At 62.0% G+C, this 21,039-nt stretch carries 21 protein-coding genes; 11 read left to right on the top strand and 10 right to left on the bottom strand.

All coding sequences use genetic code 11. The features are described 5' to 3' along the window. Positions 1-71: 71 nt before the first annotated feature. The 4 genes from BWR18_RS07880 to BWR18_RS07865 all read left to right on the top strand — a co-directional run bounded on the left by BWR18_RS07880 (position 72) and on the right by BWR18_RS07865 (position 3,556). A complete protein-coding gene (locus BWR18_RS07880; protein ID WP_076627466.1) occupies positions 72-1,217 on the top strand; it encodes a DUF6456 domain-containing protein in 1,146 nt (381 codons plus the stop codon). A gap of 284 nt (positions 1,218-1,501) precedes the next feature. After that, the gene (locus BWR18_RS07875; protein WP_157598676.1) at positions 1,502-1,963 is read left to right on the top strand and encodes a hypothetical protein; all 462 of its coding nucleotides are present in this window, start codon (positions 1,502-1,504) and stop codon (positions 1,961-1,963) included. A gap of 130 nt (positions 1,964-2,093) precedes the next feature. Continuing rightward, positions 2,094-3,041, top strand: a complete 948-nt coding sequence (gene lipA / locus BWR18_RS07870) for a lipoyl synthase (RefSeq protein WP_076627464.1) — start codon at positions 2,094-2,096, stop codon at positions 3,039-3,041. A 305-nt stretch (positions 3,042-3,346) separates the two neighbouring features. Continuing rightward, entirely contained in the window at positions 3,347-3,556 is a 210-nt protein-coding gene (locus tag BWR18_RS07865; RefSeq protein WP_076627463.1) for a hypothetical protein, read from the top strand. On the opposite strand, the gene hpt is transcribed toward BWR18_RS07865, so the two are convergent. Beyond that, entirely contained in the window at positions 3,549-4,085 is a 537-nt protein-coding gene (hpt, locus tag BWR18_RS07860) for a hypoxanthine phosphoribosyltransferase (protein ID WP_076630190.1), read from the bottom strand. The two genes, BWR18_RS07865 and hpt, sit on opposite strands and share 8 nt — an antisense overlap. A gap of 74 nt (positions 4,086-4,159) precedes the next feature. On the opposite strand from hpt, the gene BWR18_RS07855 reads away from it, so the two are divergent. Together BWR18_RS07855 and BWR18_RS07850 are read left to right on the top strand one after the other, a co-directional pair. Beyond that, positions 4,160-4,603, top strand: coding sequence for a type II toxin-antitoxin system RatA family toxin (locus BWR18_RS07855; protein ID WP_076627462.1), 444 nt, complete (start codon positions 4,160-4,162; stop codon positions 4,601-4,603). 58 nt (positions 4,604-4,661) lie between these two features. Beyond that, positions 4,662-5,894 (top strand): MmgE/PrpD family protein, encoded by a 1,233-nt coding sequence (locus tag BWR18_RS07850; protein WP_076627461.1) that lies wholly within the window; start codon positions 4,662-4,664, stop codon positions 5,892-5,894. 110 nt (positions 5,895-6,004) lie between these two features. Here BWR18_RS07850 and BWR18_RS07845 read toward each other — a convergent pair whose 3' ends face one another. Genes BWR18_RS07845 through ispD form a run of 4 tightly spaced genes read right to left on the bottom strand, consistent with a single transcriptional unit; the run spans position 6,005 to position 8,100 of the window. Further along, entirely contained in the window at positions 6,005-6,478 is a 474-nt protein-coding gene (locus BWR18_RS07845; RefSeq protein ID WP_076627460.1) for a CinA family protein, read from the bottom strand. Next, entirely contained in the window at positions 6,475-6,966 is a 492-nt protein-coding gene (locus BWR18_RS07840) for a phosphatidylglycerophosphatase A family protein (protein ID WP_076630189.1), read from the bottom strand. Before BWR18_RS07840 ends, BWR18_RS07845 begins: the two co-directional genes overlap by 4 nt. Then, positions 6,966-7,445: a 2-C-methyl-D-erythritol 2,4-cyclodiphosphate synthase gene (gene ispF, locus BWR18_RS07835; RefSeq protein ID WP_076627459.1), complete on the bottom strand. Its 480-nt coding sequence runs from the start codon at positions 7,443-7,445 to the stop codon at positions 6,966-6,968. Before ispF ends, BWR18_RS07840 begins: the two co-directional genes overlap by 1 nt. Then, positions 7,435-8,100, bottom strand: a complete 666-nt coding sequence (gene ispD, locus BWR18_RS07830; protein WP_076630188.1) for a 2-C-methyl-D-erythritol 4-phosphate cytidylyltransferase — start codon at positions 8,098-8,100, stop codon at positions 7,435-7,437. Before ispD ends, ispF begins: the two co-directional genes overlap by 11 nt. Before the next feature lie 203 nt (positions 8,101-8,303). Here ispD and dusB point away from each other — a divergent pair, with 203 nt between their 5' ends. From dusB to ntrX, 5 genes are all read left to right on the top strand, one after another. After that, positions 8,304-9,263, top strand: a complete 960-nt coding sequence (dusB, locus tag BWR18_RS07825) for a tRNA dihydrouridine synthase DusB (RefSeq protein ID WP_368073645.1) — start codon at positions 8,304-8,306, stop codon at positions 9,261-9,263. Continuing rightward, the gene (locus BWR18_RS07820) at positions 9,260-10,351 is read left to right on the top strand and encodes a two-component system sensor histidine kinase NtrB (protein WP_076627457.1); all 1,092 of its coding nucleotides are present in this window, start codon (positions 9,260-9,262) and stop codon (positions 10,349-10,351) included. The genes dusB and BWR18_RS07820 overlap by 4 nt, the downstream gene beginning before the upstream one ends. A 3-nt stretch (positions 10,352-10,354) precedes the next feature. After that, positions 10,355-11,716: a response regulator gene (locus BWR18_RS07815; protein ID WP_076627456.1), complete on the top strand. Its 1,362-nt coding sequence runs from the start codon at positions 10,355-10,357 to the stop codon at positions 11,714-11,716. 164 nt (positions 11,717-11,880) lie between these two features. Further along, the gene (locus tag BWR18_RS07810; RefSeq protein ID WP_438873646.1) at positions 11,881-14,058 is read left to right on the top strand and encodes an ATP-binding protein; all 2,178 of its coding nucleotides are present in this window, start codon (positions 11,881-11,883) and stop codon (positions 14,056-14,058) included. Next, on the top strand, positions 14,055-15,467 hold the full coding sequence (ntrX, locus tag BWR18_RS07805; protein WP_076627454.1) for a nitrogen assimilation response regulator NtrX: 1,413 nt from the start codon (positions 14,055-14,057) through the stop codon (positions 15,465-15,467). Before BWR18_RS07810 ends, ntrX begins: the two co-directional genes overlap by 4 nt. A gap of 77 nt (positions 15,468-15,544) precedes the next feature. On the opposite strand, the gene BWR18_RS07800 is transcribed toward ntrX, so the two are convergent. The 5 genes from BWR18_RS07800 to BWR18_RS07780 form a co-directional block, all read right to left on the bottom strand. Then, on the bottom strand, positions 15,545-16,558 hold the full coding sequence (locus BWR18_RS07800) for an ester cyclase (protein ID WP_076627453.1): 1,014 nt from the start codon (positions 16,556-16,558) through the stop codon (positions 15,545-15,547). A gap of 20 nt (positions 16,559-16,578) precedes the next feature. Then, positions 16,579-17,043 (bottom strand): hypothetical protein, encoded by a 465-nt coding sequence (locus BWR18_RS07795; protein ID WP_076627452.1) that lies wholly within the window; start codon positions 17,041-17,043, stop codon positions 16,579-16,581. Between the two features lie 285 nt (positions 17,044-17,328). Beyond that, positions 17,329-18,390 (bottom strand): DUF2169 family type VI secretion system accessory protein, encoded by a 1,062-nt coding sequence (locus BWR18_RS07790; RefSeq protein WP_076627451.1) that lies wholly within the window; start codon positions 18,388-18,390, stop codon positions 17,329-17,331. A gap of 151 nt (positions 18,391-18,541) precedes the next feature. After that, entirely contained in the window at positions 18,542-19,594 is a 1,053-nt protein-coding gene (locus BWR18_RS07785) for a hypothetical protein (RefSeq protein WP_076627450.1), read from the bottom strand. Between the two features lie 3 nt (positions 19,595-19,597). Further along, positions 19,598-21,037 (bottom strand): DUF4150 domain-containing protein, encoded by a 1,440-nt coding sequence (locus BWR18_RS07780; RefSeq protein WP_076627449.1) that lies wholly within the window; start codon positions 21,035-21,037, stop codon positions 19,598-19,600. Between the last annotated feature and the right edge of the window lie 2 nt (positions 21,038-21,039).

Below are 21,039 nucleotides of genomic sequence, written 5' to 3'. Positions count from 1 at the left end.
TATTTTGTGGACAACCCGGTGCAAAAGTCATGACACACGGGGCCCGAAGGGAAGAAGGACGGACACTACCGATGCGCAATAGCGATGCATTCTGCGCCACGGACCTGAACCTGCCGACTTGGGTTCCGGACGCGGCCGTACACTACCTTGCTCATACCGAAGCGGGGCTGCCAATTCGCGAATTGGCGCGCAAGTCGGGCTGCCATGCCTCGACCGTGTTGCGTCAGATCCGACGGTACGAGACCCGGCGCGATGATCCACTGGTAGATGCCGTGTTGCGCAAGCTGGGTGCCACGGTCGGTCGTTCTCGTTCGTCGGCTGACCATCGGCCCAACAAGGATGACGCTGACATGCAAACCGCTCGCGCACTTGATCACGACACGCCCCATGAAACCGCAGCCATGACGCAGGATGCGGTGCGCATCCTGCGCCGTCTATGCGAAACCGGCGCGGTGCTTGCCGTTGCGGTCGATATGCAGAAAGCAGTCGTTGTGCGCGATGGCGTGACCGGCAGCAGTACCCGCACAGCCGTGGTGGATCGCAAGGTCGCCGAGGCGATGGCCCTGCAAGACTGGATCGCAGCCGACCAAACCGGGCGGATCACCCGGTATAAGATCACCCCAGCCGGACGCACGGCCCTGGCCGATATGATGGGCGAGGTCGAACGGGAGCAACCCGGCTTTGCCGAGGCTGCGACGCCGTTTGCCGACCAGCACCGGCAATGGGGCGAGCGCACGGTGCGGGATACAGAGACAGGCCAGCCGCGCAAGGTCCGCTACAACCTTGCGGAATCACCACTCACGGCGCTGGCACGTCGCCGCGATAAGGGCGGAGAGCCCTTTCTGTCCGACGATCTGGTCACAGCCGGCGAACGGCTGCGCGAGGATTTCGAACTTGCCCAGATGGGCCCGCGCGTGGCCCAGAACTGGGACCGCTTCCTGACCGGCGGCGGGCGTGGCGGCTTTGCCATGGACAGCGGCGTTGGAAACGGACCCGAAGGGGCACGCAACCGGGTTGCCGCAGCCCTGCGTGATCTTGGACCGGGGTTGTCCGACGTTGTTTTGCGGTGCTGCTGCTATCTTGAGGGGCTTGAAAGCGCCGAAAAGAAACTGGGCTGGTCGGCGCGCTCCGGCAAGATCGTGCTGCGCATCGCGCTGATGCGGCTCAAGCAGCACTACGATGAGACCACGGGGCCGGGCGGCGGCATGATAGGCTGATCGTTTCGCCCGGTGACAAAGAGTGGCGTCGCGCTCCTCCCGCGGCGCCACTTTTTTGTGTGCAGATGACGACAAAACGCCGCTCTTTGCGCTCGGTCAAGGGAAGAAACCGGGCACGCGGCATAAGGTGACCTTGACCAATTTGCATTTTCAGTGAGGCATTGCGCAGGATGACGCATTTCCGATGGCTGGCGCGCGCCGGCGCAACTGCCTGCTTGTTCGTTCTTTCCGCTTCCGCCGCTCGGGCAGAGTGGGAGGTCCACGGCTCTGTCGTCATAGGCACGATGACTGAGGGCAGTTGGCACGAAACCGTCAATCCCAAGCGTTTGCGGTTCGCGGGCTCGCATATGGTTGGTGTGGCGGTCGGGGCCGACAGGGCCATTGGGGACAGCCGGTTTCGCTTTGGGGCCGAAGCGCAGCTGCTTGGTCATTTCGGACGGCAGGACCACTTCGAGTTGAGCGTTCCGGTTGTCCTGCGCTATGTGCCTGACACACGATCCGTGGTGACGTCGCTGGCGGCTGGCCTAGGGCTGTCTTATGCATCGGACGTTCCGCAGGTCGAGATTGACCGCAACGGCGCGTCGCAGCGGCTTTTCGTTCACTGGATGGCGGAAATCGAGTTCGACTTGCCAGATCCGGATCTGACAACCTTTCTGCGCTTGCACCACCGTTCGGATGGGTATGGGCTGTTCGAAGTTGATGCTGGGTCAACCGGTTTTGTTCTGGGCGTCCGAAAACGGTTTTGAAGCCTTCGTGTCGCTGACGATCTGCGGAAATTGCCCCGAGCCTGCATAGCGGCCATGCGCCACGTGGTGTTTTCCGATGCGTCCCTTATGTTAGGAATAAGTTTAAAGCTGAACCATCTGGCAGAATTCCATGCGCGACCTGAAGATCCCCGAGCAAAGGCACCCTGAAAAGGCGCGGCGGCCCGACAATCCGCAGCCCAAGAAACCGGATTGGATTCGGGTCAAGGCGCCGGTGAGCCAAGGGTACAAGGACACCCACAAGATCATGCGCGACAACGGCCTTGTCACCGTGTGCGAAGAGGCGGGTTGCCCCAATGTGGGCGAATGCTGGAGCCAGGGGCACGCCACCATGATGATCATGGGCGAGGTCTGCACCCGCGCCTGCACGTTTTGCAACATCGCGACGGGCAAACCGCCAGAGGCGCTGGATGCGTTCGAGCCGGGCCGCGTCGCCCATGCCGTCGAAAAGCTTGGCCTGAACCACGTGGTCATCACCTCGGTCGACCGCGACGACATCGAGGATGGCGGGGCAGAGCATTTTGCCCAGACCATTCGCGCCGTCCGGCACCGCAGTCCGGGCACAACGATCGAGATCCTGACGCCGGATTTCATCCGCTGCGATCCCTCTGTGCTCGAGGTCGTGGTCGAGGCGCGACCCGACGTCTTCAACCACAATCTTGAGACTGTACCGGGACTATACCCCGAGGTACGACCGGGTGCCCGCTATTTCCACAGCCTGCGGCTGCTCCAACGGGTCAAGGAACTGGACCCGACGATGTTCACCAAGTCCGGTATCATGGTGGGCCTGGGCGAAGACCGGCAGTCGGTCATTCAGGTGATGGAGGACATGCGCGCCGCGGACATCGACTTTCTGACCATCGGCCAATACTTGCAACCGACGCCAAAACACCACCGCGTAGATCGCTTCGTGCATCCTGATGAATTCGCGTCCTACGAGAAAGCGGCCTATGGCAAGGGCTTCTTGATGGTGTCCGCTACGCCGCTCACTCGATCATCTTACCACGCTGGCGACGATTTCGCGCGGCTGCGCGCGGCGCGACAAGCCAAATTCGGGTAAGGCCGACCGCCAAAACAGCATCGCGTGTGGCGAGGCCTGTTTTGGCGGTCCGCCTTTGGTGTGCGAGGTACACGCGCAGGGTATTGCTCGCTGTTTCGGCTGATCCGCTTATGTAATGCGCAGTTGCCGGGCACAAAAAAACCGATCTTCGCACATGTCAAAAGCCGATTAACGAAAGTCTTAGTACCGTTTTTCGTGTGGTTTTACAAAGGGATACCACCCTAGGGAGAGGTGATTCTTCTTGACAGTGTCAACCTGCGCCGCACATAGGGGTACTGCTGGATTGACACGAGGAAGTGCGCCCTATGACTGACCCGGCGAAAAACATAACCGTGCTGGAATTGCTGATTTCAGAACTTGATCCGCGAAGGCACGAGGTTGCGATTGCCCATTTGCAGGACGCCATTGAGGCGTTGGATGCAGCATCTCGCGGAGACCAAACACGCTATGCGAAGTCGGGAAAAATCGTAAACGGAACCGTAACCACAACGGGCAAGATCCGGCTGTTCAGGTGAACCGCACCTTGCCGATAAAGGGCAGGTTGCGGTTGCGCTGCGCATAATCAATGCCGTACCCCACGACAAATTCATCCGGGATCTCGAAGCCGGTCCAGTCCGCCTTGACCTCAACCTCGCGGCGGCTTGGCTTGTCCAGCAGCGCAATGGTGCGCAGCTTGGATGGCTTGCGCCCCTTCAGCAGGCGGATCACGTGCTGCATGGTAAATCCGGTGTCAACGATATCTTCGACGACCAGCACATCGCGCCCTTCAATTGCGCCGCGCAAGTCCTTGAGAATACGCACTTCCCGGCTGCTTTCCATGCCGTCGCCATAGGAAGACGCCTCAAGGAAATCGACCTCGATGGGCAGGTTCAACTCACGCACCAGATCGGCGATGAACACGAAAGAGCCCCGCAGCAAACCCACCACGACCAGCTTGTCGGTGCCTGCAAATTCGCTCTGGATCTCGTCGCACAATGTCTCGATCCGGGCCGCGATGGCCTTGGCCGAGATCATCTGGTCTATGACATATGGCCGCTCTGACATCTGCGTCCCCTTGATTTCATTGGGCATTCGGGACACATGCCAGCAACACGCGTCTCAAGGCCATTCCTACCGCAATGCCCACACATTCCGAAACCCGCTTCCTGCCATACAGCCCACAACAGATGTATGATCTGGTCGCCGATGTCAGCAAATACCCGCAGTTCCTGCCGTGGTGCGCCGCGGCGCGCGTGCGCACCGTCACACCCAAAGGTGACAGCAAAGTGATGGAGGCCGATCTTGTGATCAGCTTCAAGGTCTTTCGCGAACGCTTCGGCTCTCGTGTGGTTCTCTACCCCGAGGCAAAGAAGATCGACACCGAATATCTGGATGGCCCGTTTCGCCACATGAAGTCCAACTGGGCCTTTGCTGAGGCCGAGGGCGGGTGCGAGGTGTCGTTTTTCGTGGACTTCGAGTTCAAGAACGCGATCCTGCAGGGCATCATCGGGGTCGTGTTCAACGAAGCCATGCAGCGCATCGTGCGCGCGTTCGAACGGAGAGCAGCGAAGCTTTACCGCTAGACCGGCGGCCAAGTGGCAACCCGGCCCTTCGGGGAGGATTTTTTTGAACCAGAGAAGCATGGACATCACCGCGTCGGTTCTGGCCTACGCCAAGGCGGAACCGCCAGAGGACGTGCGCGCCGTGATGCGACTGTCACTGCTGGATTGGGCGGCGTGTGGCATCGTCGGTCATCGTGATGGGGCGTTCGACAGCTGGGCAGCGACGTTGCAGGCGCTTGGTCCTGCGACGCGCTTTGACGGGCGTGGCGGCGCGCTGGCGGAGGCCGCGTTGGTCAACGGTACGCTGTCACATGCGCTGGACTATGACGACACGCATTTTGCGCATATCGGGCATCCATCGGTCGCTGTGCTGCCTGCCGCGCTCGCCATGGCGGAGGGGCAGGGTGCATCGCTCGCGCAGATGGTCGATGCCGCTCTGGTCGGCGCCGAAGCGTCCATTGCCGTGGGGCTTTGGCTCGGCCGGGACCATTACGAGCTGGGGTTTCATCAAACGGCGACCGCCGGTGCATTCGGCGCCACCGTTGCATCCGGTCGGTTGCTTGGACTGTCCGATTCCCAGATGCGCCACGCGCTGGGACTGTGCAGCACGATGGCGTCAGGGCTGAAGTCGCAGTTTGGGACCATGGGCAAGCCGTTGAATGCAGGTCTGGCGGCGCGTACCGGGATTGAGGCGGCCCTTTGGGCGCAGGCAGGCATGACGTCCGCCTCTGACGGGCTTGCCGCGCCGCTGGGCTTTGGTGCGTCCCATCATGGGACAGGGGCCGACGTGCCATTTGTCTGGCGCATGGGATCGGTCAGCCACAAGTTCCATGCCTGCTGTCACGGGTTGCATGCGGCGTTGGAGGCGGTTCGGGGCATTGATCTGTCCGCCGCAGAGCAGATCACCGTACACACGCATCCGCGTTGGATGACCGTGTGCAACCAGCCATCCCCCGACACCGGGCTCGGGGCCAAGTTCTCTTACCGTCACGTGCTGGCCATGGCGGCCCATGGCAGTGATACCGGAGATGTGGGGGCCTTCACCGACCGCTGCGCGCAAGACCCCACGCTCGTCGCATGGCGGGACCGGGTGCAGGTCCAGCCGGATCACGGTTTGACAGAGATGCAGGCGCGCGTCGTCGTGGATGGCGTTGAGCACATGCATGATCTGGATGCCCCCTTGCCCCTGCACACGCGGCGCGCCCGGATCCATGCAAAGGCCCGGGCGCTGGTGGGCGCACGGGCGAATAAGATTGCGCAAGCCATCGAAGACGATGATGTGCCACGGTTCGCCCAGCTGCTGGCGCCGTAGACGGCGCAAGCGAGGTTACTGAAAAGAAGCGCGTCATGTCACGACTGTCTTTAAGGGTGGATGGAATTTAAGTATTTGAAAATAAATAATAATTTTGACATGGTTGCGAGTTACACTGCCGACAGGGCATTTTTGAGTAGTTCCAGCGCGTGATCCCGCGCGGCGATACGCACGTTGTCACGTCCCAATGCTCCGAACTCAACCGTTTCGGTATGCACACCGTTCGCATCGGCGATGCCAAAGCACACCCGGCCCTCCGGTTTGAACTCTGATCCGCCGGGCCCCGCGATGCCCGTGATCGACACCGCAAGCTGAACGGGCGCGTGCGTCAGGGCGCCACGCGCCATCTCGGCGGCCACATCTTCGCTGACCGCGCCATGTGCCTCAAGCGTGGCCGAGCTGACCCCCAACATCTCGATCTTGGCGCGGTTCGTGTACGTTACGAACCCGCGTTCGACGACGGTGGACGATCCGGGCACGTCGGTCAATGCCGCCGCCACCATACCGCCGGTACAGCTTTCGGCTGTGGCCACCATGACCTGCCGTTCCTTCGCAAGATCAAGCACGTCCGCGGCGAGGGTCATCTCATCAACACCCCGTGGGCAAGGGCGGCGAGTGCCAGAACGCCAATGGCTGCAAAGACGCCCGCAATCACATCATCAAGCATCACCCCAAGCGCATCGCCACGCCGATCTGCCCAGCCCACCAACCAAGGCTTCCAGATATCGAAAAGGCGAAACAGGGCAAAGGCAGCCAACCAACCCGGCCACATCGCCAGAATGTCGATCCCCCGATCCCAGGCCGCGTAGCTGAGCGGGAACAGGGCAATCCACTGACCGACAACTTCGTCTGCGACGATCTCGGACGGATCATGGTCCGTGCTGCCTGCCGTCATCTGAGCCGTTGCCCACAAGGCGGCTGCAAAATACGAAAGCGTTGCCAACGCAAGCAGCGGAAACCCCCCGGCAATGTGCAGGGCCCAGGCCAGCGGCAACGCAAAAAGCGACCCCCAGGTGCCCGGCGCGGGCCGCAAATAACCCACGAAACACGCTGTGCCCAGGATGCGGGCCATCATGGCTTGATCAACGCGGCGGTGGCGATGCAGGCGATGCCCTCGCCGCGCCCGGTAAAGCCCAAACGCTCGGACGTTGTCGCCTTGACCGATACGCGGTCCTGCCCCAGCTCCATAATCCCGGCCATAACGGCGCGCATCTGTGCCGCATGTGGCCCGATCTTGGGTGCTTCGCAGATCAGTGTGCAATCCACGTTGGAAATCTCGAACCCCATGTCCGCTGCCAGTGCCACCGCATGGCGGAGGAAGATATCGCTTGCCGCACCTTTCCACCGGGGATCCGTGGGCGGAAAGTGCTGTCCAATGTCCCCGCGGGCCAGCGCGCCATAGATCGCATCGGTCACTGTGTGCATGCCAACATCCGCATCCGAATGGCCGATCAGCCCCTTGTCATGTGGCACCTGCACGCCGCAGAGCGTGATATGATCGCCGGGACCAAAGGCATGCACGTCAAATCCGTTGCCCAGTCTAATGTCCATCGCGCCCTCGCAAGATCCGGTCGGCCCGCGCGAAATCCGCAGGCATGGTAATTTTCAGATTGTCCTCATCACCGGGCACAATGGCAACCGCAAGGCCGTGGGCGCGTGCGACCTCTACATCATCCGCTGCACCGCCGGGGTGCGCTGCGTGGGCCGCGCGGATCGCCTCCAGGTGAAAGCCTTGCGGCGTTTGCGCCCGGTACAGCCCGGTGCGATCCTGCGTGCCTGTGACCTGACCATCCGCGCCGGTCCAAAGCGCGTCGGTCACGGGCAGGGCCGGTGCAGCGCCCGGCGTCTTGTCCAATGCCGCGATCACGTTGGAAATGGTCTCGGCCGTCACAAGGGGCCGTGCCACATCATGGATCAGCACCATTTTCGATCGGGCGACGGCGTCCAGCCCGTTCCGCACCGACGCCGCCCGGTCTGCGCCACCCTCGACAAGGGTTGCAGTGCCCATGTCCAGCATGGCCAACATGTTCCTGTCCTGCGGATTTATGACCAGAACGATCTCTGCAATCCCGGGATGGCTGGCGAACGCATCCAGCGTGTGCGCAAATATGGGGCGTCCTGACAGCGCCTGCCACTGCTTGGGCATATCGCCCCCTGCGCGGACCCCTCGGCCCGCCGCAACGATCACGGCAGCGGCGCCATTCATCGCAATTCCTTCCCAATCATATGCGATCTCTAGGCGCAGACGGGCATCCTGTCCATGCCTCACGGGGGTGCACAAAAAATAGGCGGTCAGCCGCTGCATGACGCACAAACAGGCCTGAGAGAATTGAGAAAACCCAGACAGTGAAGTACCAAAGGTAAACGCACAATGATTAGGCATCAGGCATGGCCGCAGGCCCCCTCGACATGACAGCTCCCGTAATGCTGGCCCCGATGGCCGGAATCACCGACCTGCCGTTCCGGTCCCTCGTGGCCCGGTTCGGGGCCGGTATGGTGGTGTCCGAGATGGTGGCGAGCCACGATATGCTGAACGCACGCCCGGGCAGCCGCGAAAAGGCCGAACTCGGGCTTGGCGCCGCTGGAACAGCCGTGCAATTGGCCGGGCGAGAGGCCGCGCCGATGGCCGAAGCGGCCCGGATGGTCGCTGGGCAAGGCGCGCGCGTCATCGACATCAACATGGGCTGCCCGGCCAAAAAGGTTGTGAACGGGTATTCCGGGTCTGCGCTGATGCGCGACCCGGATCATGCGTTGACGCTGATCGAGGCGGTCGTGAATGCTGTCGACATTCCGGTCACGCTCAAGACCCGGCTTGGCTGGGATGATGCGCTGATGAACGCGCCCGACATTGCCGCGCGGGCCGAGGCGGCAGGCATTCGCCAGATCGTGATCCATGGGCGCACGCGCTGCCAGTTCTACAAGGGACAGGCCGATTGGGCGGCGATCCGGGCCGTGGTTGATGCCGTGGACATCCCGGTGATCGCCAATGGCGACATTGTTGATCCCGCCACCGCTCGACAAGCGCTCGACCAGTCGGGCGCGCATGGTGTGATGATCGGGCGCGGCGCGCAGGGCAAGCCGTGGCTTTTGGCGCAGGTCGCGCGTGCGCTTTACGGCACACCTGCGCCGGATGTGCCGCGCGGCGATGCCTTTGCCGAGATGGTGATGGCGCATTACGACGCCATGCTCGCCTTCTATGGCGACCTGTTGGGCCTGCGCGTCGCGCGCAAGCATCTGGGTTGGTTCATGGACACGGCTGGCACGCCCGCTGATCTGCGCCGCGCGGTGCTGACGGCAAAGACTCCCAAGGCCACGATGGATCTGCTGCCGCGCGCGCTGTGCCCCGAAGCCGGGATGGCCGCGGCATGACCGGGGCAGGGGATCTTTGGGCGTCATTGCCCGTGCCGGTGATCATCATCGGGCCGCAGGACGAGATCGTCGACATCAATTCCGCCGCCGAGGGGTTCTTCAACTCCTCCGTCAAGACGATGAAGGGGCTGCCGCTTTGGGACGAGCTGGCGGTCGATGCCCCGCTGGAAGACAACCTGGCCCGCGCCCGCAAGAACGGCACGCCGCTTTTCGTCAACGACGTGGATGTGGGCCACGGACGACGCGCGCCGCTGCAATGCGCCCTGCAGATCGCGCCGCTCATCGGGGCGCCGGATCACATGGTGCTGATGATCTCGCCGCGCGAGTTGTCGGGGCGCATGACGCAGAACCATTCGGTCAAATCCGCTGCCAAATCCGCCATCGGCATGGCCGAGATGCTGGCGCATGAGATCAAGAACCCGCTCGCGGGCATCACCGGCGCCGCGCAACTCCTCAGCATGAACCTCAAGCCCGAGGATCTGGAACTCACCGATCTGATCGTCGAAGAGGGACGGCGCATCGTCAAGCTGTTGGAGCAGGTCGAACAGTTCGGCAACCTGTCGCCGCCCGACCTCAAGGCGGTGAACATCCACGACGTGCTGGATCGCGCACGGCGCTCCGCGCTTCTGGGCTTTGGCGCGCAAATGAAGATCATTGAGGATTACGACCCCTCACTGCCGCTGGCCTATGGCGACCCGGACAAGCTGTTGCAAGTCGTGCTCAACCTGCTCAAGAACGCTTCCGAGGCCGCTGGCGATGCGGGCGGGAAGATCCGCCTGCACAGCTATTTTGAACACTCGTTCCGCCTGCGCCGTGCCGATGGGTCCGGCCAGTCACTGCCCTTGCAGATCGAGATCATTGATGACGGTCCCGGCCTGCCCGACGCCATCGCCGCCGATATCTTCGACCCGTTCGTATCGGGCAAGGAGAACGGCACCGGCCTTGGCCTTGCGCTGGTGTCCAAGATCATCTCGGACCACGGCGGCTGGATTTCCGTCACCTCCGTTCCAGGCAAAACCGTGTTTCGCCTGTCACTGCCCCGCGCGCCCAAGTCAGCGCAGCTTCATTCCGAACAACCAAAGGACTAGCACATGGATGGCACCGTTCTTGTTGCCGATGACGACCGCACGATCCGCACCGTTCTGACCCAGGCACTGACGCGTGCGGGGTGCAAGGTGCACGCCACCTCCAGCCTGACGACGCTCATGCGATGGGTGGGCGAGGGGAAGGGCGACGTGGTGATCTCGGATGTGATGATGCCCGACGGCAACGGGCTGGAAATGCTGCCCAAGATCTCCGAAGACCGGCCCGGCCTGCCGGTGATCGTGATCAGCGCGCAGAACACGATCATGACAGCGATCCAGGCGGCCGAGGCCGAAGCCTATGACTACCTGCCCAAACCGTTCGACCTGCCGGACCTGATGAAACGCACGGCCAAGGCGCTGGAACAAAAGGCCCACGCGCCCGCACGCGAAGAAGAGATTGACCGCCCCGACGAGCTGCCCCTCGTTGGGCGGACGGCGATCATGCAAGCGCTCTACCGCGTTGTGGCGCGGGTGATGAACACCGACCTGCCCGTGCTGATCTGGGGCGAAAGCGGCACCGGCAAATCGCTGATTGCGCGCGCGATCCATGACTTTTCTGACCGCCGTACGCTTCCGTTTGTCACGGTGAACGCCGCTGAACTGCAAGACCTCGAAGGCCCGGCGCGCGTGCTGGCGCGGGTCAAGGGCGGCACGCTTCTGATCGATGAGATCGGCGATATCCCCGAGGAAATCCAGGCGCGCATCGTGCGGATGATGGATACGCCCGGCGAATATGTCCCGCGCTTCCTGGCCACCTCGCAAACCGACCTGACGGCGGCGATGGAAGCAGGACAGGTGCGCAAGGACCTCTATTACCGGCTCTCGGGTGCCACGCTCAACGTGCCTGCCTTGCGCGAACGGGTCGACGATATCCCGCTGCTCGCCGAACATTTCCTCGTGCGCGGCGAAAAGACGGGGCAACCCCGCCGGGCCCTGTCCGAAGCCGCGGCAGAGATTTTCCGCACCTATTCCTGGCCCGGCAATGTGCGTCAGTTGGAAAATGCGGTACGTCGCCTTGGCCTCACCAGCCGCGCCGTCGAAATCTCGGCATCCGAGGTCGAACAGGTGCTGGGCAGCCAGCCCGAACTGGAACCGATCCGCAGTGCGGGCGACACCGAAAAGCTGGGCGCGTCCGTCGCGCGCCACCTCAAGCGCTACTTCGACCTGCACGGCAACATGCTGCCACCTCCGGGCCTCTACCAGCGGATCCTGCGCGAGGTCGAAGCGCCCCTGATCGAAATCGCGCTCGACGCCACGGGTGGAAATCAGGCGAAATGCGCGGACCTTTTGGGCATCAACCGAAATACCTTGCGCAAGAAAATCACCGATCTTGATATTGAGGTGACACGCCGCCGCAAATTGATGTAATACTGCCACACAACCCGTGGCATCTGCGCCGCATCGGTGCGGATGATCACGGGATATGGCGGTAAGGCACCCTGTGTGCCACATCATCGAGGGCGCACGAAGTGGCATCCGGAACACGCACAACCTGGTGGTTAACGCTGGGTCGATTGCGACGACGCAGGCGCGTGCGCAACTTTGCGACGCTGGGGCTGGTCCTTCTGGGGCCGGTACTCGCGCTGGCGACTTTCCTTGTTCTTGGCCCACTCGATCAGGGCGCGAACGCGCTGTCGCTCCGTCTCGTTCTGTTGGCCGACCTTGTCTATGTCCTGCTGCTTGGTGCGCTTGTTCTATCGCAGATCGCGCGGCTGATCGCGGCGCGGCGCGCGAAGTCTGCCGGGTCACGCCTGCACCTGCGGCTCACCGGCGTCTTTGCTCTTCTTGCCCTGATCCCGACCGTCACTGTCGCCGTCTTTGCCGGTCTCACAGTGAATATCGGGCTCGAGGGGTGGTTTTCCGACCGCGTCAGCCGCGTGGTCGGTGCTTCCCTTGCCGCCGCCGAAGCCTACGAATCCGAACAGCGCGAGGACCTGATCACCGACGCTCGCGCCCTTGCGCGCTACATCGACACCGTGCGCGGCGCGCAAATCGTCAGCGACCGTGAGGTGCTGACCGAAGGGCAGTTGCAAGTGCAGCGCGGCCTGCGCGAAGCCTACATTATCGACGGCACCGGCGATATACGCGCGCGGGGCGACCGCTCCTATCTCTTTGATTTCGAACAGCCCAATTCCGACCAGATCAAGCAGTCCAGAGACGCAGCCGGTTTGGTGATCCAGGACTGGGACAACAATGAATTCCGCGCGCTCGTGCCGCTCGCCAGCTATGTGGACCGCTTTGTCTATGTCAGCCGCGATGTGGACGGTGAAATCCTGTCGCTGCTGGATGAAACCAAGGAAACCGTGCGGCTGTATCAACAGCTTGAAAGCGAACGCGGAACTGTGCTCTTTCAGTTCGGCCTGCTTTATCTGGGCTTTGCCGTGATCCTGATCCTGGCCGCGATCTGGTTGGGCCTGTGGTTCGCTGAACGTCTGTCCGGTCCCGTGGGCCGCCTGACCGGTGCTGCGCAGCGGGTCGGGGCCGGGGACCTCGACGTGCAGGTGCGAGAGGAAGAGGGCGACGACGAAATCGCCATGCTCGGCCGCTACTTCAACCAGATGACCAAGCAGCTCAAGGGTCAGCGTCAGACCCTGCTCGCCAACACCGAACAGATCGAACGCCGCCGCCGCCTGTTCGATTCGGTGCTCAGCTCTGTCACCTCCGGTGTGGTCGGCGTCGATGCCAATGGGCGCGTCACGTTCGTTAACCGCTCCGGCGCGCGCCTCCTGCATTGGCAAGAGGGGCGCGAAACCGTTCCGCTGGCTGTTGCCGTGCCGGAATTCGCGGCACTCTTCGCCCTGCTCCGGGCGGGCCCGCAAGAGGTCGCCACGGGCGAGGTCAAGGTGACGCGCAATGGCCGCCTCGAAAACCTGCTGGTCCGTATGGCGACGCGCCGCAGCGTCGAAGGCACGCTCGAGGGATATGTGGTTGCCTTCGACGACGTGACCGACCTTGTGTCGGCGCAGCGGATGGCGGCCTGGGGCGATGTGGCCCGCCGCATCGCACACGAGATCAAGAACCCGCTGACCCCCATCCAGCTCAGCGCGGAACGCATCAAGCGCAAGTTCAGCCCGAAGCTGGGCGAGGAGAGCGACAGTCTCGAACAGATGACCGACGTGATCGTGCGCCAGACCGGCGACCTGCGCCGCATTGTTGATGAGTTCTCCAAATTTGCGCGCATGCCCGAACCCGAACGCAAGAGCGAGGATTTGACCCAGATCGTGCGGGACGCCGTCGTCCTGCAGCAGTCCGGTCAGCCCGATGTGCAGATCGTGGCAGACCTGCCAGACACGGCCATCCACGCCGAGGTGGACGCGACCATGATCTCTCAAGCGCTGACAAACCTTGTGAAGAATGGTGGAGAAGCCATTGAAACATTGCGTAAAAAAGGGGCTCCGGATGGTCACGCGCCACGCATCGAGGTGCGTATGGAGACCAACCCGATCGGCGCTGTGATCACAATTTCGGACAACGGCATTGGCCTGCCTGAGGACCGCGCGCGCCTGTTCGAACCCTACGTGACCACCCGGGACGAGGGGACGGGCCTTGGCCTGCCCATCGTCAAGAAGATCATCGAAGAACACGGGGGCACCCTGACCCTCGACGACGCGGCCCCCTTTGCGGGCCAGACCCACAGCGGCGCCATGGCGGTCATCACCTTGCCCATCCTGGCCCAAGCACCAGCAGTTGAGAAAGAGGAAGCGGTATGAGCGATATCTTGATCGTAGACGATGAACGCGACATCCGGGAGTTGATCTCGGACATTCTCGAGGATGAGGGCTATGCCACGCGGCTCGCGGGTAATTCCGACGATGCGATGGCGGCCATCAACACGGCGGAACCTGCGTTGATGATCCTCGACATCTGGCTCAAGGACAGCCGGATGGACGGGATCGACATCCTCAAGGCGGTCAAGCGTGACAATCCCGGCGTGCCCGTGGTCATCATATCAGGCCACGGCAATATCGAGATTGCGGTCGCGGCGATCAAGCAGGGCGCTTACGATTTCATCGAAAAACCCTTCAATATCGACCAGTTGCTGGTCGTCATCCGCCGCGCGATGGAAACCTCGCGCCTGCGCCGCGAAAACCAGAGCCTGCGCCGCCCCGAGGTGGCCGAGGCTAAGATGATCGGCGCTTCGGCCAGCTTCCGCGCTCTGATCTCGCAGCTCGATAAGGTGACGAAATCGAATGGACGGGTGATGCTCACCGGTCCTGCGGGCTGCGGCAAGGAGGTTGCGGCGCGCTATATCCACGCCAATTCCAACCGGTCCGATGCGCCCTTTATCACCGTGAATTGCGCGGGCGTGGCGCCAGAGAATATGGAAGAGGTGCTGTTCGGCAAGGAAAGCGCCGACCGCGGGGTCGAGCCTGGGCTCTTGGAGCAGGCGCATGGTGGGGTGATCTATTTCGATGAGGTCGCCGACATGCCCATCGGCACGCAATCCAAGATCCTGCGGGTTCTCGTGGACCAGCAGTTTCAGCGGGTCGGCGGCACGGATAATGTGCGGGTCGATCTGCGGGTGATTTCCTCGACCAATCGCAATCTGGAAGAGGCGATCGCGGCCGAGACGTTCCGGCAGGAACTTTATCACCGTTTGAATGTGGTGCCGATTGCCGTGCCCAGCCTTGAGGATCGGCGCGAGGATATTCCGGTGCTGGCCTCGCATTTCATCGAGGAATGCAACGCGGCGCAGGGCCTTCCGAAACGGGAGCTGACCGAGGATGCGTCGGCCTTGATGCAGACGATGGTCTGGCCGGGGAATGTGCGGCAGTTGAAGAATATGATCGAGCGGGTTTTGATACTGGGGGACGGGACGGGCCCAATTGATGCCAAGGAGTTGCCGGGCTCGGAGGAGCCCGCGGGCGAGGAGGGGCGCGTGGTGCTTTCGGGGGCCTTGGCGACCTTGCCGCTGAGGGAGGCGCGGGAGGCGTTTGAGCGGGAATATCTGCTGACCCAGATCAATCGGTTCGGGGGCAATATCAGCCGGACGGCCAATTTTGTGGGGATGGAGCGGTCGGCGCTGCATCGGAAATTGAAATCGCTTGGGGTCGTGACCTCTTCGAAATCGGGCGCGCGTGTGGCGCATCTTGATGAGGAGGAGGTGCAGGCGGGGTGACGAACGTCCCATTGTGGGACGTTTTTGAAACCGTTTCTAATCAACGGCTTAGACCGGCTGCAAATCCTTAATGGGCGTTAACCTTTGCGGACCTCGAGCTGGGCCAGCACGTCGAGACCCTGCATATTCAGAAAGTGCAGCATGTCGATGAAGACCCAGTTCTCGGCCAGCTTGTCGCCGTCGCGGCGGTAGATGTCGACCACGCGCATGTCCGCTTTGCGGCCCGAGGGCGGCAGGCCCATATAGGGGCCGGTGCATTCCATCGTCAGGTTCGGCCAGCCGAAGAAACCGCCGTAATTCCCTTCGGCCATGCGGCAGATATGGCCGTTGAAGGTGCGTGCGCCCAGCTGGGTGCGGAACGGGCGCTGGTGCTGTTCGATATAGCGGTCGATCGTGTAGGTGGCGCCGATGCCTGTCGGGCCCCACCAGATCATGTCGTCATGCCAGTCGCGGGCCAGTTCGTCCTGCGGCACGGGCGGTGTGGCAGAGGCGTTGGCCAGGTTGATCGCGTCCATCATCGCGTGGATCCGGTCGAGCGTGGCCTGACCCACAGCGGCGTCCTGATCGTCAAAGAGCAGGCCGTCATGGGTGAGGGGGCCGGGCTGCACCAGCTGAGCGCCGGTCATGCCGGGCAGGGGGTACTGGCCCGCCTGCGCCATGAGGTGCAGAAGGTCCACGAAGAGGGCCTGTTCGACGATGCGGTCGCCTTCGACCCGTGAGAACTCTGCATAGCGGACCATTGCGATCTTGCGGGTGGGCTGGATGCCGAGAAACGGCGCGTCGAAAAGGCCCATGAGATGGCCCATGGAGGCGACCCATGTGCCGCCGCCCTCGTCCAGATGGTTGTGCCCGGCAAAGAACACATCTTGCCGCCGCTGCACGCGGGACATGGCGGACAGGAAGGGGGACCAGAACGCGTCGGCCACGGCCTGCGGGCCGCGCTGTTCGTGGAAGGGGTGCATGCCGCGCCACAGCGTGTCGGGCAGAAAATGCTGCGACAGCGTGGTGAAACAGCAGGAGGGTTCTGCGCGCGCAAGGGCCGCGTGATGGGCCAGCACGACGGCTTTGGCGTGGGCGAGGGTGGTGGTCATGTCTTTCCTTGGGTGACGGCTTAACCTTGGGTGACGACCCGAAACCGGCCATCGCCGGTCCGGATGGCGCAGCTGCGTGCGTTGAGCCGCGGCAGGGTCGCGGAGGGGCCGGGCGGGGCCGATTGGGCCACGCCCTGCGGGCAGGCGGGGATTTCGACGGGGCGATAGCCCAGATCGCCCATGCACTGCCCCTTGACCCGTTTGCGCAGGTCGGCATTCACGTCGACGGTATAGACCTCGCCCGGGACCCAGTAGCCGCCGCGGGTGTAGCATTCGCCATAAGCGTTGCAGACCCGGCGCGGCACATAGCGCGGTGCGCCCTGCCGGACCTGATTGGCGACCGGCGCGTCGCGCAGCGCGCGCACATCGCAATTGGTGTCATCGCGTTCGAATTGCGCAAAGCTGACCCCCTCGGCGTAGTAGGTCGAGAGCGGCAGGCAGCCGGACAGGGCCAGCGGCAGAACGAGGGTGAGCAGGATGCGCATCGCGGTGACAGTGCCGCAGCTTGGGGGCTTTGGCAATTGGGGTTTGGCGGGTTGCGGCGTTTCCGCCGAACTGGTGGCACGGCGGCGGCCTTGGGCCGCCTTTGTTCTGTGTCGCGGGGGGATGAATGGCGGGTTCGAGCCCAAATCGACAGATGCTGCGGATTGGACGAATTTCCGCTTTTTTAACACCGGCCAGAAACACGGGAGCCTCAGAGTGAGTCTTGTTGGTAGGATCCGGCGTCGCCTCCATAATCAAGCGCCAAACAACGAGATATGGCTTTGCTGTCACGCCTCTTCCAACCCATGTAGACGCGAGATCGGTAGTGACATCTCACGGATGCGGCTTAGAGGCGCATGATGGAGATCGATGCGATAGAAGGATGGGCAGATCGCCATCCAGGCCCGCCAAGTGAGATCGAGTTGCGTCGTCTCCCCTCGGACATCCAGATGCACACCGTCGAGGCTCAACAGAGCCTCCACATCGCGGCCATCGCGGAAGTGGAACCGCGCCCAGGGTTGCAGGCCTGGCAGTTGGATGTCGAGCCGCGCGGCACCGCGGCGCAGACCCACCGTCTGGATCACCTCGTCTCCCGTTAGAAACCCAGGCTGGATGAGCGCGGGCGGGGCGCAATTGTAGAAGCGGTAGTCGAAATCCTTCGGCAGGCGGGGATGCTGGTTCGCCTGCCACTCCTCGTCATAGGTGCCCGCAAATTGCTGTCGGCTGCGCCACCAGGGCGGCATCGGGCCAAAGCCCTGGGGGGCGGGCCAATGTGACAGATCTTCGGTCACCGGCACGTGTTCACTGTCGATTCTGGGGGCCGGGATCTGCGCATCTGTCGGGGTGTGATCCAGGCTGATGACCCCCGGGCCAATGGGATTGCGCGCATCGACCTGGCCATCGGGATCGCCGATGTGGCGCCCACCGCTGGCATGGCAATAGGTGAGATCGGCCTGCTGGATGGGGTCAGGCTGGGTGAGGTGCCACGTGTCCTTGTCGCAGATCCAAGACCGCTCACCCACGGCGCGCAGCACGGCAACATGGTCGCCGATCTGGATCCCCGCAAGGATCGCATCGCTTGGCTCTGCGGCATGTATCGCGCCCAGATATGTCACGTCAGTCGCGGGCTTGAACGGCACCAGATCCGACGCGACCAGCATGTCGCTGTCCTGTGGCCCGCCTTCAAACACATCGCTCAGGATCAACTCCGGGCGGTCCGCGGCGTCCAGGGACCCATCGGGTTGCACCACATACCGCCCCCGCGCGACCACAACCGCCATTGTCGCCCCATCCCGGTGCCATTGCTCAAAGCCAAGGCCAGAAAAGGGCGTCGTGTTGTCAACTAGCATGGGGCTTCGTTCCCTTTGCGCAGATAGTGGCGGCACGCCACCCAATCGACCGTTGCCCTTAGTATGATCTCGTTCTTAGTGCTCTGCGGACCTCAATCCGATGACGCGACCACCACCTTCCAGTTGAACTCAGCAACGAGCGGCACTTCCTTTATGTGCGAGGGCCATTTTCCGGGTGTGCAAGGCGTGTCCAGAACGAACCATCGAAATACGCGAGGTCTTTGAAGCCGATACTCCAAAGAACGCCATCAGCTACCGAAAGATGATGGAAATCATTAATCTCGGTCGAGCCTTCGGGCCGTATGCGTTCCGCAGTTTCGGTGTTCGGATCATAACGATAAAGTCCCCGGTTTCCCGCGATCCAAATGGCGCCGTCTCGTTCAGCGATGCCGGTCAGATAGGGGCGATCCGGCAAGGGCGTTTCAGTCGCCGGACGCAATCCGCTCGCATCTCCGCGCAAAAATGTGCCGTCTGCACCGATCACGTAGACGGTGCCGTCGGAGGCAACGTGAACGTCCAACAAGTGTTTGTGCGTGCCTGTTGGTACCTCTGACCAATTGCTGCCGTCAAAGTGGAAGACCTCACCAGAAACGCCACAGGTGAAAATACTAGTCTCGACCCTGCCATGAACACCAAAAAAATGGCTCATGAGGGTCATATCACGGAGGCCCGTTTCCCGATTGAACGCCTCGTTCTGGATTTCTGCGGAGATCATTTCCCAAGTGGCATCTGGCGTTGGAGCCCGACGGAAGACTTTGCGATTGCTTCCAACCACGTAGAGTGAAGACCCAATCTCGCGAATTTGTTGTGTTGTAACATATTCATCGTTCGACCAGGGCATCATTCGGCCCGCCCCTTGAATTGTCTCATTCATCGTAGGGCGCCCGCCGGGACCGAACATATGAACGTGGCCATCCAGCGATAGCGCAACGTAAAGCCGAGTTTGTGGAAAGCTGCGCCAGACGCAGCAGCTGGCGCCTTGCCATTCGTGGGGGTTCTGTCGCCATGGAACAGCTTCATTTTGGCCGTTCCAAGTGGTAACAAATGTCAATTCTATCTCATCGGCAACCTCAGCGTAGGCATCAGCCGTCTCAAGAAAAAGCATGTAATCTGCTTCGATGGCCGCCCCGGTGATGATCGTAAACTCGGTGTTTGAGGGATCGATCATCCCCTCATCAATCAATGCTTGGATGTCGTCTTGCATACTTTACCTTTCGTCTGCTCCGCCAGGACGTCCACCAAACTGCCGGATGTTTAACAAGCCAATCCTGCGGCGCGTGCCGCGCACCAAGGTGTCAGGCTCCAAGGTAAATTGCGATGACGAATGGTAGCGACGTAATTCGTTGCGAATGAATTCTCGGCGGCACCGGCCATCCGTGCCAATTTCCAGCGCCTGAGCACCCAGATCTTCGGCCCGCGCCAGCGTAATGAAAGGTGGGTGAGAGCCAGTTCGTGCTTCGAAGTCAGCTTGTGGATCGAAATAGACATTGTGAATCACGGAATGTTCCGCATCCCTTCCAACTCGGTTGGATTCGACACAAACCGCAAGGCCTTCGCCGTAACTGGGGCCTCCGACCATGCGGGCGCCGCGCGGGCCTGCTACGCGAAAACTGCGATCAGGTACGACATGGTGGGCTTGCATGCCGAGGGCGCGGCAGGCCGGCAACATTTCGGAATGTGGTCCAATGCGACACTCAGGTTCATCGCGCTGTTCTTCGTCACCATGGATCGTGACCGTATCCTCGGTGCGGCCCGACTCGGCATCTACGGTGGTCTCGGCTTCAGTTCTTTCCTCCGCTTCAAGACGCTCGATGAGTTCCGCCAATTCCTCATCTGTCTCGACGCCGAGCTCACGCATCAATTCACGTTCCAGCTGTTCTGGCGTGACATGACGAAACCCACCTTCCCCGTCAGGCACAGTGATGGTGCGCTCCATTTCCTCGTAAATATCTGCTTGGCGTCCAAGACTGCTGAAGAGTTCACCGATCAACCTGAGCTGCATTAAAATCGGGTTGGGTGTTGCCGGAGGTCTGCGATCACGATTGTCGTTTGGACCTACTGGCCCGGGTTGGGTTGGGGCGGTTTCCGCAGGCGGTGAACCCGCTCCTGGAATTTCAATCTCTGGAAGCGTTTCAGGTTCCGGCGGTGCGAACCATGACCAACCTCCAGAAGCATCGGCAACTTGAAACGAGCCCGGCGGCAATTCACTTCCCGGAGTATTGTTTCTGGTTATCGTCGGCGTCGGTTCAAACGTCTCAACACTTTCCACCCATGTCAGTCGCCCGAAGGTGTTGCGGTTGTTCATGTCCCAATAGTCGTTGTGCCGGACGGCCCATTCGCCTTGGATGCGCACGGTGTTGGAATGGCTGCGGGGGTGGCAGACGCTGCCAGTGGTGCCGGAGGACACGCCGCCGCCGGTGCCGGGGGCATCGCCGGAGCACTGGGTGACAATCGACGCCATGTTGTGCGCCCGCTGGCCTGTCATCCGAACAGTTGCTGCTGTGTTCGCGTCGTCACCCTGGATCGCGTAGATGCAATACGGGATCGGCGGCATCGAACTGCCCACAGGGGTCCGACAGACATCAGGCGTGACGCTTATGATGATGCCGCTGCCGGTGTCACGACTGCCTTCGCGGGGGATGCTCATCG

The organism is Tateyamaria omphalii, assembly GCF_001969365.1.
GTDB lineage: Bacteria > Pseudomonadota > Alphaproteobacteria > Rhodobacterales > Rhodobacteraceae > Tateyamaria > Tateyamaria omphalii_A.
This window is presented reverse-complemented; position numbering and strand designations above follow the sequence as displayed.